Origin of the sequence: Tsukamurella pseudospumae (assembly GCF_001575195.1) — a bacterium.
GTDB lineage: Bacteria > Actinomycetota > Actinomycetes > Mycobacteriales > Mycobacteriaceae > Tsukamurella > Tsukamurella pseudospumae.
Genome location: NZ_LSRF01000057.1, coordinates 131,620 through 144,267 on the forward strand (window position 1 = coordinate 131,620; position 12,648 = coordinate 144,267).

Here is a 12,648-nt window from a genome sequence, read left to right on the forward strand (position 1 = left end):
TCAGGCCTGCGCGACGATCTCTTTCACGAGCTCGACGAGCGACTCCGCACGGCGGACCAGCGTCGCGATCCGCGGCTGTTCGATGCGCTGGGTGCTGTACTGGAGCGGCGTCTTGAACTTCACCAGCTCCCCGAGCGCTCTCTCGGCGCTCGAAGCCTCGGGTCGTTTTCCGAGCGCGATCACCAGTTCCTTGACGGCCCGGCGGTGATCCTCCGATGCTGTCGTCGAACCTGTGACAGCTGTGGATATAGCGTCCTTCGCGCGGAAACCGGCGAGAACGGCGTTGCTTCCCGCGGCGCGGAGGTTTCCGAACTCGAGGTTGGTTCGTGCTCCGTCGAGGAAGTCCTGCGCGTGCTGGAGGTGTGCACGAGCTACGTTGCGCTGTTCCGACATGAGCTCTCCCCCGAGTGCACTACCGCGCTGTCGCCGGTGATCGTCCCCACAGTGTGATCCCGTCTCGGGCGATCGTCGGCAGAACGGCCTCCTCTCCGGAATGCGTCCACTGGGCGAACTCCGTGGGCGTGTAGTGGAGAACGTCGCATTTTCCGCCGTACTGCGATGTCACCGCCTCCCAGATGCGCTGGGATCGGTTCTCGTCGTCCTCGGTGATGATCGCGAGGTCGATGTCGCTGTCGGGTGTGGCTTCCCCGCGTGCCGCGGATCCGAACAGGATCACCGCAACGAGGCCCTCGCTATCCGTGCCTATCGCGTCGGCGATGACCCTGCGCAGCATGTGCAACGGGGACGCGATCTCCCGAAGAGCGGGAACGGCGATGTGCTCGTCGTTCACCGTGTAGAGGTTCGCTCTGCCGACGGCCATCGCTGTCAGAAGTCCCATGGCGACCAGCGCATGCAGGGCCCGTTGCGTTGTCTGCTGCCCGATGCGGTCGCTGACAAGCCGGTGGACCTCCCTGCCGGTCAGGGGCTTGCCGGTGCCGATCAGGGCGCTGAGAACAGCCCCCTGCGCACCGGGGATGATCCCTCCGAACGGCTCGTTGGTGTACACATGCGCAGGATATCATTCATATGAGTGAAAAATCACTCATATGAATGACCTGAGGGGCATTCTCAGTACCGGGCGACCGTCTCGACCTCGTCGGCCTCGGACTCGAGCACCTCGACGTCGGTGGGGGCACCGTCGCCCTTCCCGGTGAGCAGCGACGCGACCGCGCCGAGGAGACACACCACCGCGGCGAAGCCGAACGCGAGTTCCAGACCCGAGCGGAAGGGCTCGGAGATGAGGTGCGGGAAGAACTGCAGGCCCGTGAGGTGCTGCGTCTGCTCCGCGGTGAGGTGCAGCTGCGCGAGGTGCGGGCCGAGGAGCTCCTGCACCGGGTTGTAGCCGAGGAAGGCTGCGAACAGCACCGCGACCGGCGGCAGTGCCGCGATCTCCGAGGCGTACTGGGCGGGAACGCCGTTGGCCTGCAGCCCCGTCGACATGGAACCGGGAAGAGAGCCGGACAGGCCGGCGATCATCAGCGAGAAGAACAGGCCGATCGAGAGCACCATCGCGGAGTTCTGGAAGGTCGTCATCATGCCCGAGCCCGACCCGCGGGACGTGGCCGGCAGCGAGTTCATGACGACCGCGCGGTTGGGGGAGCCGAACATGCCCATGCCGACGCCGTTGACGAACAGGATCACGGCGAACGCCCAGTAGGCGAAGTCGACGGGGAGTGCGATCAGGGCGAGGAAGGTCAGCGCCGTGATGATCAGGCCCGCCGAGCTCAGGGCGCGGCCGCCGATCCGGTCGGACAGCGCGCCCGAGACGGGCGCGGAGAGCAGGAAGCCGACGGTCATCGGGACCATGTAGATGCCGGCCCACAACGGGGTCTGCGTGTAGTCGTAGCCGTGCTGCGGCAGCCAGATGCCCTGCAGCCAGATGATGAGCATGAACTGCAGGCCGCCGCGCCCGAGCGAACCGCAGAGATTCGCGACATTGCCCCACACGAAGGCCCGGTTCCGGAACAGGTGCAGGTCGAACAGTGGCGACGGTGCCCGCAGCTCGATCACGCAGAACACCGCCAGCACGGCCAGGCCACCCAACAGGCAGGACAGCACGAACGGGGAGGTCCAGCCCATCGCGTGTCGGCCGTACGGCTGGATGCCGTAGGTGATGCCGACCAGCACCGCGATGAGGCCGATCGCGAAGGTGAGGTTGCCCCACCAGTCCATGGTCGCCGGCACGCGCGTTCCGCGGTCCTCGAGCTTGAGGTAGGCCCAGACGGTGCCGAGCACGCCGAAGGGCACCGAGACCAGGAAGATCAGGTGCCAGTTGATCGGCGCGAGGACGCCGCCGATGATGAGGCCGAGGAACGAGCCGGCGATCGCGGCGACGCTGTTGATGCCGAGCGCCAGGCCGCGCTGGTCCGGCGGGAAGGCGTCGGTGAGGATCGCCGAGCTGTTCGCCATGAGGAAGGCGCCGCCGATGCCCTGCACGACGCGCCAGCCGATGAGCCACAGCGCCGCGGCGTGCCCGTCGAACCAGGTGACCGCGAGGAAGATCGACGAGATCGAGAAGATCAGGAAGCCCATGTTGTACATGCGGGCACGCCCGAACATGTCGCCCAGCCGGCCGAACGCGACCACGAGCACCGCGGTGACCACGAGGAAGCCCATCATCATCCACAGCAGGTAACTGGTGTTGCCCGGCTCCAGCGGGTTGAGGTGGATGCCCTTGAAGATGTCCGGCAGTGCGATGAGGACGATCGAGCTGTTGATGGTGGCGATCAGCATGCCCAGCGTGGTGTTGGACAGAGCGATCCACTTGTAGGCCACGAGCCAGATCCTTAGGTTAGAAGAACTTATTTACCTGAGGAGTGTAGGCGCGATTCCTGACCGTCGCCTGTCGGCCCCGGCGTCAGCTCTTCCACTCGATGCGCTCGACCTGCTCCGGCGGCCACGGGGCGGGCGCATCGAAGGGCGCACCCGGGAGCGCGATCACCGAGACCGCCGAGGCGGGCTTGGCGGCGGGCGCACCGTCGGCGTCGAGGAGGTAGAGCCACTGCCGGTAGCCCGCGTCGTCGCGGACGGACCGCACCTGCACGCTCGAGCCCAGAGGGATCGGCGCGAGGTACTCGATGACCGCCCGGTGCGGCGCGGCGAGCAGCGGGTCGCCGTTCAGGTCGTCCTCGACCAACTGCAGGTAGGCGGCGTTGTTGAGGTGCTGGTACGGATCGAAGTCGGTGGCCCGCAGCCGGACCGTGTGATCGGCGGGCGAGGGCTCCGGCGGCGTCGTGGTGTTCAGCGCCTTCCACCGCAGGCGCGTCTCGGACACGTACTGCTGCAGGTACTCCATGCCGCCGTCGGAGATGTGCGTCGGCATGCCGGACTCCGCGCTGAACCGGATCCAGAAGGCTTCGGTCTCGACGTGGCCGCCGGCGCTGCCGCGCAGCGTGATCCGCATGTTGCACCACCGCGAGCTCGTCGACTCGCACCAGCGCAGCAGCGTCACGTCCGAGGGCCAGTGCAACGGCTCGAGCACGTCGATGATCGAGCGGCGCACCAGCCAGTACGGATCGGTCGCGTCGAAACCGCGGTGGAACATCTCGTCGTTCGCCATGTCCTGCAGGTAGCGCGCGATCCCGTCGAGCCGGACCCGCCGCTCGGGGTCCACATCGCCCGTGCGCACCGGCCACGTCCGCTCGAAGGACGGCCCGGGCGGGGCGGCCTGCAGGAATTCGTAGTCCGACGGGGTCACTGCTGGCTTGATCACGCGCCCGACCCTAGTCCTGACACACTGTTCGTGTGGCTGAGGTGACGATCGTCGGTGCGGGTGTGATCGGTCTGTCGTGCGCAGTGCGCCTGCTGGAGGCCGGGCACGACGTGCGCGTGTACGGGCGGGAGCTCACTCCGTCGGCGCCGGGAGCGGAGCGAGCGGGACGCATCGACACCGTGACCTCCGCGGTGGCCGCCGCCGTCTGGTACCCGTACCTCGCCGAGCCCCGCGACCGGGTCGGCGGCTGGTCGGCGACCGCGCTCGCCGCGTTCACGGACCTCGCCGCCCGGGGCGTCGACGGTGTCGTCATGACGCCCGGCACGGAGATCTTCCGCGAGCCCGTTCCCGAGCCCTGGTGGACCTCCGCGGTGCCGTCCGTCGAGCGGGTCCTCGAGCCGCGCCCGGGGTACGCCGAGGGCTGGAGCTTCGTCTCGCCGGTGATCGAGATGCCCGTCTACCTGCCCTGGCTCGCGGGGCGCGTGCGGGAGCTGGGCGGCACCGTCGAACAGCGCGACGTACGGTCCCTCGACGAGCTGGATGGGCTCGTCGTCAACGCCACCGGGCTCGGCGCCCGCGAGCTGGTCGGCGACGCGTCGATGGAGCCTGTCCGCGGGCAGGTCGTCTACCTCGAGCAGGTGGGCGTCGACCGCTGGTGGATCGACGATTCCGCCCTTGACCTGGGCGTGACCACCTACGTGGTGCCGCGCTCGCGCGACATCGTCGTGGGCGGCACCGAGGATCACGGCGCCGAGGAGCTCACCGTCGACCCAGCGACGGCGGACGCCATCCTGGAACGGGCACGCGACCTCGTTCCGGAACTGCGCGACGCGCGGGTGCTGGGCCACAACGTCGGCCTGCGGCCCTCTCGCCCGACGGTGCGCCTCGAGCGCGAGGGGGATGTCGTGCACTGCTACGGCCACGGCGGTGCCGGGGTCACGCTGAGCTGGGGCTGCGCCGACGAGGTCACGGCGCTGATCTGATCGGCACTCGGATCGTGTCCATCCTGGACAGCGAGTCCGAACCGGCCGGAATCCGAGTGTCGCGTGGAAGTCCCGTCATGTCGTGCGCCGCGGGCCTTCCGCTGCCGCGGCGGCGAACGTAGCGTGGGTACATGTGCCGGAACATCACTGAACTGCGGGGGCTCGAGCCCGCCGCTACCGACGACGAGATCGAGGCCGCCGCGCGCCAGTACGTGCGCAAGGTCTCGGGCATCCAGAAACTGAGCGACGCCAACCGCGAGGCCTTCGAGATCGCCGTCGCCAAGGTCACCGCCGCCACGGAGGAACTGCTCGACGCGCTGCCCGCCCGCCGACAGCCGCCCAAGACGGTGCCACCCCTGCGTCGTCCGGAGGTCCGGGCGCGCATCGCGGCGCGCGCCGCGGCCGCGGGCTGAGCGAGCCGTAGCGGGGGATCAGTCCCCGTCGCCGGTGGTGACGCCCGCGCCGTCGCCGGCGGTCGTCTCCTGGGTGGTCCCGGTATCGGTGCCGGGCTCGTCGGCCGTGCGTTCGGTGGCGTTCGTGGTCGGTTCGGTGGCTGGTACGGACGACGAGTCGGAGTCGGCGGTCCGCTGCGCCCCGCCGCTCCGGGACAGCGCGTCGGCGAGGATCGAGGCGTCCTCCGTCGCGACGGCACCTGCCGCGTCCGCGCCCGCCGACGCCGCGGCCACCGGATCACCGGTGCCCGCCAGTGTCGTGGCCGCGGCGTTCGCCGTCTGGGTCGCGCCGAGCAGGGACAGCTCGGGGACGTAGAACGCCGCCGCGAAGAAGGCGTTCGCGGCTCCCACCACCGAGGTCTCCACCGGACCCTGCGGAGCGGGCGCGCTCCCGAAGGGTGGCGGCGTGGTCAACGGTGGGGGAGTCGGGGCGACGGGCGGCAGCGATTCCTGCAGGGCCGCCAGCAGATCCGTGCGCAGCGCGCCGACGGTGCCGGTGCCCCCGCCGATCCGCATCAGGTCGATCGTCCCCACGAGCACGCCGTTCTGGAACCGCGGGACGACCTGGTTGAGGTCGTTGCCGATGATGCCGGTCATCGCCGCGTTCGCCGGCGCCGTCACCGAAGCCGCGCCGGCACCGAGCGCGGCGAGCGGGGTTCGGCCCGCCCCGACGGCGACCAGGGCCGCGCCGGGCGCGGCGACCAAGCCGGCCGGCACCGTCAGGACGCCCTGCGCGGCGTAGGGGCAGATCGCGGCGCAGTTCTGCAGTTGGTTCCGCGCGAACTGCTGCAGCAGCGCCCCGGCGGGCGGGGGACTCGCGGGTGGCGCGGCCGCTGCGGGGACGGCCGTCCCGAGCACCGCCGCGGAGAGTGCCGCCAGGGCCAGGGGGATCCGGGTGCGCATGAGGAGAATCTACGCCGGAAGTGACATGGATCACAGGGTCGTATCCACCCGGCTCTCCACCCGCGGGTGGATCCGGCCGCGGTCGTCGCCGGGCAGCGTGGACGCCATGTCCACGGCACTCGAACTCCGATCCCTGACCAAGACCTATCCCGCGGCCGACGGCGGCGTCATGACCGCGGTCGACACCCTCGACCTGACGATCGAATCCGGCGAGGTCGTCGCCTTCCTCGGCCCGAACGGCGCCGGCAAGAGCACCACCATCGACATGATCCTCGGCCTGATCCCGCCCGACGCGGGCACGGTCACCGTCTTCGGCGGAACGCCCGGGGACGCCGTCGCGCAGGGTCGCGTGGCCGCGGTCCAACAATCCGGCGGCCTGCTGCCCACCCTGACGGTGCAGGACACCGTCGACCTGGTCGCGGCGCTGCATCCCGGGGCCGACCCCGATGCGGTCATCGTCCGTGCGGGCATCGACTCCATCCGCACACGGCAGGTCGGGAAGTGCTCCGGCGGCCAGCAGCAGGCGCTGCGGTTCGCGCTCGCGCTGCTCGCGGAGCCGGACCTGCTGATCCTCGACGAGCCCACTGCGGGCATGGATGTCGACGCCCGCCGCCGCTTCTGGGCGTCGGTCCGCGCGGACGCCGGCCGCGGCTCGACGGTCCTGTTCGCGACGCACTACCTCGAGGAGGCCGACCAGTTCGCCGACCGCGTCGTCATGATCGCGCGCGGCGCGATCGTCGCCGACGGCCCGACCGCGGAGGTTCGGGCAGTCGCCACCGGCCGGCAGCTGTCCGCCGTCGTCGGGTCCGACGGTGCCTCCGCCCTCCTCGCCGCCGTTCCCGGCGTCCGGGTCGCCGAGGTGCGGGGCGCGCGCACCGTCTTCGCCGCCGACGCGGAGGCCTCCGACGAGGCCCTGCGGTTCCTGCTCACCCGTACCGACGCGCGCGACGTCGAGGCCACCACGCACGGCCTCGAGGACGCGTTCGTCGCGCTCACCACGAATCTCACGAAGGAGAACGCACGATGACCACCGCTGTCGCGGGGCTCACTCCCCGCTTCCTCGCGCTCGACATCCGTCGACAGTTGCGCAATCGCCAGACCCTGATCATCACGACGGTGCTGCCGGTGATCCTGTACCTGGCCCTGTTCCGGCAGAAGGGGGTCGACGTGCGGTTCGCCCACGGCGACTTCGCGTCCTGGATGGCGGCGGGGCTCGCGCTCTACGGCGCCGCCTCGGCCGCCACCACGACCGCGGCGCAGGTGGCGGTCGAGAGGTCGACGGGCTGGGTCCGCACGGTGCAGCTGACGCCGTTGCGGCCCGCGGGGTACCTCGCGTCGAAGGTGATCGGCGCGCTCACCGTCGCCGCGGTGCCGGTGGTCGTGATCGCGGCGCTGGCGCTCGCGACCGGCGCGCAGGTGGAGACCGGCGCCTTCGCCGCGGCCCTGCTCATCGCCTGGCTGGGCTCTGCGGTGTTCGGCGCCCTCGGCCTCGCGCTGGGCCTCGCACTGCGTCCCGAGATCGTGATGCACGTGCCGGGACTGTTGCTGACGGTGCTCGCCTTCGCGGGCAACGTCTTCCTCCCGCTCTCGGGATGGGCGCTGACGGCCGCGCAGTTCACGCCGATGTACGGGGTCGCGACGCTCGCGCGGTACCCGATCACCGGCGGCTGGCAGTTCTCGGGTGCGCACGTCTCGCCGCTCGTCGCGGTGGTGAACACGATCGTCTGGTTCGCGGTGTTCGCCGGGCTCGGGGCGCTCGCATACCGGCGCAGTGCCGCCCGCTGAACGGATTCCGCACGATTGTGAGGTGCATCACATCGGCGTAGTCTGGGGGCATGTCCACTACCCGAACCACACCGAACCTCATCGAGCGGGTGAAGTACCTCCTCGGCATGCGCCTGCCCGAGTCCATGAACGACTGGGTGATCCGAGACGCCACCGGCCCCGGTCACAACCGTCGCTACTTCACCCGCGGGGCTCTGATGTTCGTGCCCTTCCTCGTCGTGGCGCTGCTCCTGCCCTCGCCGCTGTGGGTCAAGCTCACGCTGATCGCGATGATGGCGCTGCCGGCCATCGTCTTCCTCGGCGGCCTGCGCAGCATCTACCTGCAGGAACTGCTCGCGGACAACGGGCTCGACACGCACATCGAGAGCGGTAGGCAGCTCGAGGAGCACCGGCGCCGCACGTCCGTGTACGAGGAGAAGTACCGGCACCGGGCGGCGTAGCCTCGCCGGGTGACGGCAGAACGCTCATGGGAACCGGGGCACGCCCTCGACCTGCACGGCACCGTCGGAGCCCTCCGCCGGGGCGCGGGGGACCCGGCGTACGCCCGCACGCCCGACGGTGCGCTGTGGCGCGCCGTGCACACGCCCGACGGTCCGGGGACGCTGCGGCTGCGCCTGGCCGGCGGTGTCGTCACGGCGCAGGCGTGGGGGAGCGGCGCGCCCTGGCTGCTGGAGAACGCGCCCGCGATGGCCGGCGCGCACGACGACCCGTCCGCCCTGGTGCCGCGGCACGAGATCGTCGAGCGGGCCGTCGCGGCATCGCCGGGACTGCGCCTGCCCAGGTCGAACCGCGTGTGGGAGACCCTGGTCCCCACCGTGCTCGAGCAGAAGGTCGTCGGCGCCGAGGCGTTCCGGGCGTGGCGCTACCTGCTGCGGCGACACGGCACCGTCGCCCCCGGACCGGATGGACGGCCCGACCTGCGGGTCCCGCCGCCTCGGGAGGGGTGGGCCGCGATCCCGGACTGGGAGTGGCACCGGGCCGGCGTGGAGCCGGTGCGGATGCGGACGATCGTCGGCGCGAGCGCCGTCGAGGTCGAGCACCGCCCGGAGCGGCTCGGCGCTCTGCCGGGCGTCGGTGCGTGGACCGTCGGCGAGTTGCTCGGGCGGGCCTGCGGCGACCCGGACGCCGTTCCGGTGGGCGACTACCACCTGCCGCGGATCGTGGGAATAGGCCTGACGGGCGCGGCGTTGGACGATGCCGGAATGCTCGAGGTCCTCGAGCCCTACCGAGGGCAGCGCGGTCGGGTCGTCAAGCTGCTCGTCCGGGCGGGGGTGGACCGCGAACGACGGGGCCCGCGCGTGCCGGTCCGGGACTACCGGGCGTGGTGAGGGCAACTCTTTTGACCATGGTGAGTTCAGCACGGTAAGCTGGGGAGCCGTGCCTGATGAACATCAGGACGATCTCACGTGTCTGTGCGTAGGCCGGGTGACCGGAACCGCCCACAGATGCGCGACACGCCCGACCTCGGGGTACGTGCGAGGCGGGTAGCTACTTCCCGAAAACGGGACTGACCAGCGGAAACGGCGCGAGCCGCGGAAGCCGGTGGGGCCGCGCTGCGGAAGTCGTCCTCCATCCCCGGATGGATGGCGCGCTTGCCCGGAGCTACAACCGCAGCAGTAGGAACAAGCCGGCCGCACGGCCGGCGACAGCCGAAACGAAGGAAACAGCGCTTCTATGCCGACTATCAACCAGCTGGTCCGTAAGGGCCGCCGGGACAAGGCGTCCAAGACGAAGGTGGCCGCCCTCAAGGGCTCGCCGCAGCGTCGCGGCGTCTGCACCCGCGTCTACACCACGACCCCGAAGAAGCCGAACTCGGCGCTTCGTAAGGTCGCCCGCGTCCGCCTGACCAGCTCGGTCGAGGTCACCGCGTACATCCCCGGTGAAGGCCACAACCTTCAGGAGCACTCGATGGTGCTCGTCCGCGGCGGTCGTGTGAAGGACCTCCCGGGTGTTCGCTACAAGATCATTCGCGGCTCGCTCGACACCCAGGGTGTCAAGAACCGCAAGCAGGCGCGGAGCCGCTACGGCGCGAAGAAGGAGAAGGGCTGATGCCTCGTAAGGGACCGGCGCCCAAGCGCCCCGTCGTCAATGACCCCGTCTACGGCTCGCCCGTGGTCACCCAGCTCGTGAACAAGGTGCTCCTGGACGGCAAGAAGTCCACCGCCGAGCGCATCGTCTACGGCGCCCTCGAGGCGACCCGTGAGAAGACCGGCACCGATCCGGTCCTCACGCTGAAGAAGGCGCTGGACAACGTGCGCCCGTCGCTCGAGGTCAAAAGCCGCCGCGTCGGTGGCGCCACCTACCAGGTGCCGATCGAGGTGAAGGCCGGTCGCGCCAACACCCTCGCGCTGCGCTGGCTGGTGACCTTCACGCGGCAGCGTCGCGAGAAGACCATGATCGAGCGTCTCGCCAACGAGATCCTCGACGCGAGCAACGGTCTCGGCGCTTCGGTGAAGCGTCGCGAGGACACCCACAAGATGGCCGAGGCCAACCGGGCGTTCGCGCACTACCGCTGGTGACTTGATCCCGGGCCGGCCGCCCCACGGCGGCCGGCCCGGGTCACCGGAGTTCCAACCATCCTTTAACGAGAACGAGGCTTACCACCGTGGCACAGGAAGTGCTTACCGACCTCACGAAGGTCCGCAACATCGGCATCATGGCGCATATCGATGCCGGTAAGACCACCACTACCGAGCGCATCCTGTTCTACACCGGTGTGAACTACAAGATCGGTGAGACCCACGACGGTGCCTCGACCACCGACTGGATGGAGCAGGAGAAGGAGCGGGGTATCACCATCACCTCCGCCGCCGTGACCTGCTTCTGGAACGGCAACCAGATCAACATCATCGACACCCCCGGGCACGTCGACTTCACCGTCGAGGTGGAGCGCTCGCTCCGCGTGCTCGACGGTGCCGTGGCCGTCTTCGACGGCAAGGAGGGCGTCGAGCCCCAGTCCGAGCAGGTCTGGCGTCAGGCCGAGAAGTACGACGTCCCGCGTATCTGCTTCGTCAACAAGATGGACAAGCTGGGCGCCGACTTCTACTTCACCGTGCGCACCATCGAGGAGCGCCTCGGCGCGAAGCCTCTGGTTCTGCAGCTGCCGATCGGCGCCGAGGATGCCTTCGACGGCGTCGTCGACCTGATCGAGCAGAAGGCGATCACCTGGCGCGGCGTCGTCGAGACGGGTGCCGAGCCGACGATCGAGGAGATCCCGGCCGACCTGGTCGACAAGGCCGCCGAGTACCGCGAGAAGCTGCTCGAGACCGTCGCCGAGTCCGACGAGTCCCTCATGGAGAAGTACTTCGCCGGCGAGGAGCTCTCGGTCGAGGAGATCAAGGGCGCCATCCGCAAGCTCACCGTCTCGCGTGAGCTGTACCCGGTGCTGTGCGGCTCGGCGTTCAAGAACAAGGGCGTGCAGCCCATGCTCGACGCCGTGATCGACTACCTCCCGAGCCCGCTCGACGTGCCCTCCATCGAGGGTCACGCCGTGGGCGACGAGGAGAAGATCCTCTCGCGTAAGCCCAGCAAGGACGAGCCCTTCTCGGCTCTGGCGTTCAAGATCGCCGCGCACCCGTTCTTCGGCAAGCTGACCTTCGTCCGCGTGTACTCGGGTCACATCGACTCGGGCACCGGCGTGCTCAACGCCACGAAGGGCAACAAGGAGCGCATCGGCAAGCTCTTCCAGATGCACGCCAACAAGGAGATGCCCGTCGAGGATGCGACCGCTGGTCACATCTACGCGATGATCGGTCTGAAGAACACCACGACCGGTGACACGCTCTGCGATCCGGCGAACCCGATCGTCCTCGAGTCCATGACCTTCCCGGACCCGGTCATCAACGTCTCCATCGAGCCGAAGACCAAGTCCGACCAGGAGAAGCTGGGCGTCGCGATCCAGAAGCTCGCCGAGGAGGACCCCACCTTCTCCGTCGAGCTCGACGATCAGACCGGCCAGACCGTCATCGGCGGCATGGGCGAGCTGCACCTCGACATCCTCGTCGACCGCATGCGTCGCGAGTTCAAGGTCGAGGCCAACGTCGGCAAGCCGCAGGTGGCCTACCGCGAGACGATCCGCAAGTCGGTCGACAAGCACGAGTACACCCACAAGAAGCAGACGGGTGGCTCGGGCCAGTTCGCGCGCGTCATCATCAAGCTGGAGCCGCTGGAGGACGCCGAGGACGGCGTCACCTACGAGTTCGTCAACGCCGTGACCGGTGGCCGCGTCCCGAAGGAGTACATCCCTTCGGTCGACGCCGGCGCGCAGGACGCGATGCAGTACGGCGTGCTCGCGGGCTACCCGATGGTGAACGTCAAGGTCTCGCTGCTCGACGGCGCGTACCACGACGTGGACTCCTCCGAGATGGCGTTCAAGATCGCCGGTGCGCAGGCGTTCAAGGAGGCCGCCCGCAAGGCCGGCCCCGTCATCCTCGAGCCCATCATGGCTGTCGAGGTCACGACCCCCGAGGACTACATGGGTGACGTGATCGGCGACCTCAACTCCCGCCGTGGCCAGATCCAGGCCATGGAGGAACGCAGTGGTGCCCGCGTCGTCAAGGCGCAGGTCCCGCTGTCGGAGATGTTCGGCTACATCGGCGACCTCCGGTCGAAGACCCAGGGCCGGGCGAACTACTCCATGGTTTTCGACTCGTACGCCGAGGTTCCGGCGAACGTGTCGAAGGAGATCATCGCGAAGGTGAACGGGGAGTAGTTCTCCCCGCTCTCCGGAGCGTGGCGCTTCCCGGCTCCCGCCGCGGCGTCAGACTCACGGCCCCGCCGTGGCGTCGAAAACACCAGTAAGAAACCACCCTTG

General features: G+C 69.4%; 14 protein-coding genes. 9 read left to right on the forward strand and 5 right to left on the reverse strand.

The features are described from left to right. From AXK60_RS17650 to AXK60_RS17665, 4 genes are all read right to left on the reverse strand, one after another. Nucleotides 1-393, reverse strand: a complete 393-nt coding sequence (locus AXK60_RS17650) for a hypothetical protein (protein ID WP_068573146.1) — start codon at nt 391-393, stop codon at nt 1-3. A gap of 19 nt (nt 394-412) precedes the next feature. Next, the gene (locus tag AXK60_RS17655; protein WP_068573148.1) at nt 413-1,006 is read right to left on the reverse strand and encodes a nucleotidyltransferase domain-containing protein; all 594 of its coding nucleotides are present in this window, start codon (nt 1,004-1,006) and stop codon (nt 413-415) included. A 62-nt stretch (nt 1,007-1,068) separates the two neighbouring features. Continuing rightward, nucleotides 1,069-2,733, reverse strand: a complete 1,665-nt coding sequence (locus AXK60_RS17660; RefSeq protein WP_082778112.1) for an MFS transporter — start codon at nt 2,731-2,733, stop codon at nt 1,069-1,071. Between the two features lie 124 nt (nt 2,734-2,857). Then, complete coding sequence (locus AXK60_RS17665; RefSeq protein ID WP_068573151.1) at nt 2,858-3,712, reverse strand: acyl-[acyl-carrier-protein] thioesterase; 855 nt, start codon at nt 3,710-3,712, stop codon at nt 2,858-2,860. A gap of 32 nt (nt 3,713-3,744) precedes the next feature. On the opposite strand from AXK60_RS17665, the gene AXK60_RS17670 reads away from it, so the two are divergent. Then, on the forward strand, nt 3,745-4,695 hold the full coding sequence (locus tag AXK60_RS17670; RefSeq protein ID WP_068573153.1) for an FAD-dependent oxidoreductase: 951 nt from the start codon (nt 3,745-3,747) through the stop codon (nt 4,693-4,695). Nucleotides 4,696-4,826: 131 nt separating this feature from the next. Then, nucleotides 4,827-5,108: a DUF2277 domain-containing protein gene (locus AXK60_RS17675; RefSeq protein ID WP_068573155.1), complete on the forward strand. Its 282-nt coding sequence runs from the start codon at nt 4,827-4,829 to the stop codon at nt 5,106-5,108. 18 nt (nt 5,109-5,126) lie between these two features. On the opposite strand, the gene AXK60_RS17680 is transcribed toward AXK60_RS17675, so the two are convergent. Beyond that, nucleotides 5,127-6,050, reverse strand: a complete 924-nt coding sequence (locus AXK60_RS17680) for a hypothetical protein (protein WP_068573158.1) — start codon at nt 6,048-6,050, stop codon at nt 5,127-5,129. 106 nt (nt 6,051-6,156) lie between these two features. Between AXK60_RS17680 and AXK60_RS17685 the strand changes: the two genes are divergently transcribed. The 7 genes from AXK60_RS17685 (at nt 6,157) to fusA (ending at nt 12,546) form a co-directional block, all read left to right on the forward strand. Continuing rightward, nucleotides 6,157-7,077, forward strand: a complete 921-nt coding sequence (locus AXK60_RS17685; RefSeq protein WP_068573438.1) for an ABC transporter ATP-binding protein — start codon at nt 6,157-6,159, stop codon at nt 7,075-7,077. Continuing rightward, the gene (locus tag AXK60_RS17690; protein WP_068573160.1) at nt 7,074-7,835 is read left to right on the forward strand and encodes an ABC transporter permease; all 762 of its coding nucleotides are present in this window, start codon (nt 7,074-7,076) and stop codon (nt 7,833-7,835) included. Before AXK60_RS17685 ends, AXK60_RS17690 begins: the two co-directional genes overlap by 4 nt. A gap of 50 nt (nt 7,836-7,885) precedes the next feature. After that, entirely contained in the window at nt 7,886-8,275 is a 390-nt protein-coding gene (locus tag AXK60_RS17695) for a DUF5313 family protein (RefSeq protein WP_068573161.1), read from the forward strand. Nucleotides 8,276-8,284: 9 nt separating this feature from the next. Next, nucleotides 8,285-9,163, forward strand: coding sequence for a DNA-3-methyladenine glycosylase family protein (locus AXK60_RS17700; RefSeq protein WP_068573163.1), 879 nt, complete (start codon nt 8,285-8,287; stop codon nt 9,161-9,163). A 346-nt stretch (nt 9,164-9,509) separates the two neighbouring features. After that, nucleotides 9,510-9,884 (forward strand): 30S ribosomal protein S12, encoded by a 375-nt coding sequence (gene rpsL / locus AXK60_RS17705; protein ID WP_068522692.1) that lies wholly within the window; start codon nt 9,510-9,512, stop codon nt 9,882-9,884. Continuing rightward, nucleotides 9,884-10,354: a 30S ribosomal protein S7 gene (gene rpsG, locus AXK60_RS17710; protein ID WP_068533086.1), complete on the forward strand. Its 471-nt coding sequence runs from the start codon at nt 9,884-9,886 to the stop codon at nt 10,352-10,354. The genes rpsL and rpsG overlap by 1 nt, the downstream gene beginning before the upstream one ends. An 86-nt stretch (nt 10,355-10,440) precedes the next feature. After that, nucleotides 10,441-12,546: an elongation factor G gene (gene fusA / locus AXK60_RS17715; RefSeq protein WP_068573165.1), complete on the forward strand. Its 2,106-nt coding sequence runs from the start codon at nt 10,441-10,443 to the stop codon at nt 12,544-12,546. Nucleotides 12,547-12,648 lie beyond the last annotated feature (102 nt).

Coding starts and splice junctions, on each gene's coding strand:
- rpsG (WP_068533086.1), top strand. CDS start 9,884: ATGCCTCGTAAGGGACCGGCGCCCAAGCGCCCCGTCGTCAATGACCCC.
- AXK60_RS17650 (WP_068573146.1), bottom strand. CDS start 393: ATGTCGGAACAGCGCAACGTAGCTCGTGCACACCTCCAGCACGCGCAG.
- AXK60_RS17690 (WP_068573160.1), top strand. CDS start 7,074: ATGACCACCGCTGTCGCGGGGCTCACTCCCCGCTTCCTCGCGCTCGAC.
- AXK60_RS17685 (WP_068573438.1), top strand. CDS start 6,157: ATGTCCACGGCACTCGAACTCCGATCCCTGACCAAGACCTATCCCGCG.
- AXK60_RS17680 (WP_068573158.1), bottom strand. CDS start 6,050: ATGCGCACCCGGATCCCCCTGGCCCTGGCGGCACTCTCCGCGGCGGTG.
- AXK60_RS17695 (WP_068573161.1), top strand. CDS start 7,886: ATGTCCACTACCCGAACCACACCGAACCTCATCGAGCGGGTGAAGTAC.
- AXK60_RS17675 (WP_068573155.1), top strand. CDS start 4,827: ATGTGCCGGAACATCACTGAACTGCGGGGGCTCGAGCCCGCCGCTACC.
- rpsL (WP_068522692.1), top strand. CDS start 9,510: ATGCCGACTATCAACCAGCTGGTCCGTAAGGGCCGCCGGGACAAGGCG.
- AXK60_RS17660 (WP_082778112.1), bottom strand. CDS start 2,733: ATGCTGATCGCCACCATCAACAGCTCGATCGTCCTCATCGCACTGCCG.